Source organism: Skermanella sp., from assembly GCF_059503625.1.
In genome coordinates this window covers 1-3,730 of record NZ_JCACHA010000138.1, presented here as the reverse complement: position 1 = coordinate 3,730, position 3,730 = coordinate 1, and the positions used below count along the sequence as shown (strand labels likewise).

Sequence of the window (3,730 nt, the reverse complement as noted above, 5' to 3'; positions counted from 1 at the left end):
GGACCAGGTCCAAGCCTTTCCCACCGGTTCCCGATTTCGGCAGCTCGGCTGAAATCCCAGTTCCGTTGTCGGCGATGGTCAGCTCGAGAAGACCCTGCGGTGAATGCCGCAGGCTTACCTGGATGGCGCCGCGTCCATCCGGTTCAAAAGCGTGTACCAGCGCGTTGATGACCAGCTCGTTGACGATCAGGGCGAAGGGAACAGCCTGGTCCAGGCTAAGCAACGTGGCGTCGATCCCGGTCGACAATGAAATCTCCGGTCCACGGTAGGTCCGCCTCAGTTCGGCGCACAGATCACTGACGAAGGTGCTGATGTCGAGCCGGGTGAAATCCTGGTCGCGGTACAGGGTGCGGTACACAAGCCCGATCGCCTTGAGGCGGAAACTGTTCTTGAGGAACTGTTCCCGAATGGGACCAGGAGGCGCCTCCCGCATCTGCAGCCCGGCCAGGCTGATTGCCACCTGGATACTGTTGCCGATACGGTGGTGCAGTTCCTGGATCAGGGTCTCCCGGCTTCTCAGCAGCTCCTCCAGCCGCTCCTCGGTGCGCATGCGGATGGCAATCTCGCGGGCCAGTTCGGCGATCTTCTCGTTCAGTACCGCGAAAGCCTGGTTCGAGGTCGCCCTGGGCCGGCAGCGCAGATATACCAAGCCCTCAAATGTTCGGCGACCGTCACAGCGACAGTCAAGAATGCCGGCTGGTGTTCGGAAGCTTAAGGCCCCGGGCACGGCTTCCCTGGTCGACGAACACAGGCGGACAAAGGTCATGACTTTCTCGCGAGCATCGGTCACCAGGTCGCACAAACGGCCGATTGGGGACACGGCGCTGAGACCGAAATCCTCCCGCGCCGCCCGATTGATGGCCAGCACCTCACCATCAGCTGATAGGAGCAGCATCGGTTCCGGGAAGTCATCGGCCGGAACGGAGAAGAGCGAGCTGTTCATTCCAGCGTTCTGGGCCTGAAGTACTCCCGCCCTTCTTCTATCTCACCGGAAGGTTTGAGATGAACCACTACCCGGCAACCGGGGTGGCCCCGTGCGATGGTTTCCTGCAGCTCGACCCGGGCATAGCCGAGATTGTCGGCAGCGATGTGGCCGAAGACATTGGAGGTCATCATGCACATCGAGGGTCGGCCCAGCACCTTGTCACCGAACGGGCAGGCACGATTGCCGAGAACGATCCTGTCGGCATCCTCCTCGATGATTCGGAATTCACCCTGAATGCGGCGCTTGAGGTCGACCAGCACGGCCGCCACCTGCTCGCGCGTCAGTCGATCAACCTTCAAGGCGGCCTTGTAGTCGTCGTTGATCTGCTCACCGATCCGGGCGCCGACCACGCTGATGTAGCCGGACGCCTCGCGCACGCCGACCACGTCCTCAAGCGTGCTGGCAAGCTCGCGGACCAGGCTGCGCAGGAACAGGTCGCGCTCCAGGGGCAGAGAAAGCTCCGCTACGTTTGTCATGTCTCGCGCCTTGCCGCTGGTCAAACAACACCTCCACTTTCAGAGCAGATCCGCCTCGCCCCGGCCCCTGTTTCAACGAAGGTTTGACATGGGCCAGCATGCGGGCAACGGTGATCGCTCGTATGGAACACGTACAGGTCAGCCATTGCCACCAGGAACCGCTTCAGCGGGCATAACGTAAATCAGGAAGGATGTCATGCAGCAAACCGGTCTCCTGTTGCCGCCGGGTACCGATACACCAGGTACACCCACCCAGCCGGTCGAGGAGAATAGCGCAGAGGACCTCCTGGCGGGCCCGGTTCGTGTGTTGCTGGTCGAGGACGAGATCCTGACCGCACTGGACATCGAGTATCTTGTTCAGCAGCTGGGCTATGAAGTATGTGGGATCGCGGCTTCGGCGCCGGAAGCGGTTCAGGCGGCTGATGACCTGCGTCCGGACCTGGTGTTGATGGACATCCGTCTCGCGCGCGGCACCGACGGCATTCAGGCTGCGGGAGAAATCCGCTCACGCCTCGGCATTGCCTCACTTTATCTGAGCGCCCACACCGACGCAGCCACCCTGAACCGGGCGCAAGCCACCCAGCCGCTCGGGTTCATTGCCAAGCCTTATACCCACGCCCAGCTGGAAGCGGCCTTACGGGGCGCCGTCGCGGTGCTGCGCGGCGGTCCGATCCAGTAATCATCATAAATCCTCCCAGGTTTCAGTCTTGCCGGCAGTTGCAGGTCCTCCGGTTATTGCATGGCCTATGGCTTGATGCAGTCTTGCGGGAACTCGGCGTACAAGCGGGTTGGCGATCCAGCATCAACTCAGCGCCCCCGGGGTGTGCAGCGGGTCTGCCGCGTCTGGGCCGTACCATGCTCGACCTTCCACCGGGCAAACCATCCAACCGACAGCGCTCCGCCTGGCCATGCGATCCCATAGCGCCGGTCGATGACGCCAGTCTGCTTGCCAATATCCAGGCCGACGTCGCCGCTTCGCCGTTCTCCGGCGAGGGGCACCACAAGGTTTGGGCCCGCCTGCACTAAGCTTGGGTCTGCCGGTTGGCCTTAACCGCGTGCTGTGCCTGATGCGTGATCATCAGCCGCTCTCGCCGTTCCGGCGGCCGCCGCGCCTGGCCGACGATCATGACAGCGCACCATCCTGACAAGCCCCCGGACGTCCTGTGGGGCACCGACGCCACCCTGGTGCAGACATCCGAGGAGGGTCGGGTCTGGGTATTCGCCGCCATCGCCCACTTCAACTCCGAGGTTGTCGAGCATCATGTCTCAGCCCGCGCTTTGCGGCACTCAAGCCGATCAGCCAGGTGGTGACATCCCGGTTCGGCGGGATTGCGGCCGAAGCCACTCACAGCGTGTCACAGCGCCTGGACAATGGGCCGGCGTGGTGAAATGGACGGCCCCGCATCGGGCACGGCAGTGCCACATGAACGGTAGGCTCGTCTCATTATGGAGATTGTGTCATGGCTGCGGCGTTCATCGGTCTTGATCTGGCGAAGTCGGTGTTCCAAGTCCACGGCGTAGACGCGCATGGCCATGTGGTTGTGACCAAGCATCTGCGCCGGACTGCGATGCTGGCCTTCTTTGCCAACCTGGCGCCATGCGTGGTCGGGATGGAGGCCTGCGCCGGATTGCACTTTTAGGCGCGGGAGATCGCCCGGTTCGGCCATACGGTGCGCCTGATGGCGCCGCAGTACATCCGGCCCTACATACAAGCGCCACAAGAACGACCGGGCCGCTCGCCAAGGCGGTGCGCAGCACCGGCGTCAGGCGAACCGTCCGCCGGCTAATCGTGGTATGGTCCGGAAACGGCAGGTCAATGGCCATCAGGTCCAGCAGCGATCCGAGCAACTCTTCGGTCTGACGCAGCGGCTGATGGAAAACGAGTCTGCCCATGAGGACTGTGTCGATTGCTGTCTCTGAGTAGCGTGCCTAACCACCCGGTGTTGTCGGCAACGCTGCCCTCCAGGAAGCGATTGCCTCGTCACTGACCCACAGCGTCAGGCTTCCAAGTCGCCGCAGGCCGGCCTCATAGTCCGACCAGTTCGTCACCTTGAATTTCATCTTCGGAATATGATGGCGCCGGGCGTCATTGTGTTTGTTCGGCATGGCGGGCGCTGACCAGTTCGCGGCAAGGAACAGAACGCAGTTCTATAGGGGCAGCCTTCGCCTGCTAACTCGTCCATCCTGCCTCGCTGCACCAACGCCTTCCGGACCGGCTTCAACCGCTACCAGGCGGGACCTGGATGACGGCCGTAATCTCGCGGGCCAG

Annotated in this window: 4 protein-coding genes and 2 pseudogenes; 3 read left to right on the top strand and 3 right to left on the bottom strand. The window is 62.5% G+C overall.

Annotated features, from left to right (window positions below; all coding sequences use genetic code 11):
• Together AC5JJ6_RS03730 and AC5JJ6_RS03725 are read right to left on the bottom strand one after the other, a co-directional pair.
• The coding region (locus AC5JJ6_RS03730) for a histidine kinase dimerization/phosphoacceptor domain -containing protein (protein WP_496040755.1) at nt 1-943 on the bottom strand (943 nt) is incomplete at its 3' end.
• Complete coding sequence (locus AC5JJ6_RS03725; protein ID WP_496040754.1) at nt 940-1,485, bottom strand: methanogen output domain 1-containing protein; 546 nt, start codon at nt 1,483-1,485, stop codon at nt 940-942. The genes AC5JJ6_RS03730 and AC5JJ6_RS03725, both read right to left, overlap by 4 nt.
• Before the next feature lie 172 nt (nt 1,486-1,657).
• Here AC5JJ6_RS03725 and AC5JJ6_RS03720 point away from each other — a divergent pair, with 172 nt between their 5' ends.
• From AC5JJ6_RS03720 to AC5JJ6_RS03710, 3 genes and pseudogenes are all read left to right on the top strand, one after another.
• Complete coding sequence (locus AC5JJ6_RS03720; protein WP_496040753.1) at nt 1,658-2,140, top strand: response regulator; 483 nt, start codon at nt 1,658-1,660, stop codon at nt 2,138-2,140.
• 176 nt (nt 2,141-2,316) lie between these two features.
• A complete protein-coding gene (locus AC5JJ6_RS03715) occupies nt 2,317-2,487 on the top strand; it encodes a hypothetical protein (protein ID WP_496040752.1) in 171 nt (56 codons plus the stop codon).
• Nucleotides 2,488-2,921: 434 nt separating this feature from the next.
• A pseudogene (locus AC5JJ6_RS03710) lies at nt 2,922-3,173 on the top strand (IS110 family transposase); the annotation flags it as partial.
• 16 nt (nt 3,174-3,189) lie between these two features.
• On the opposite strand, the pseudogene AC5JJ6_RS03705 reads toward AC5JJ6_RS03710, so the two are convergent.
• A pseudogene (locus AC5JJ6_RS03705) lies at nt 3,190-3,567 on the bottom strand (transposase); the annotation flags it as partial.
• Nucleotides 3,568-3,730 lie beyond the last annotated feature (163 nt).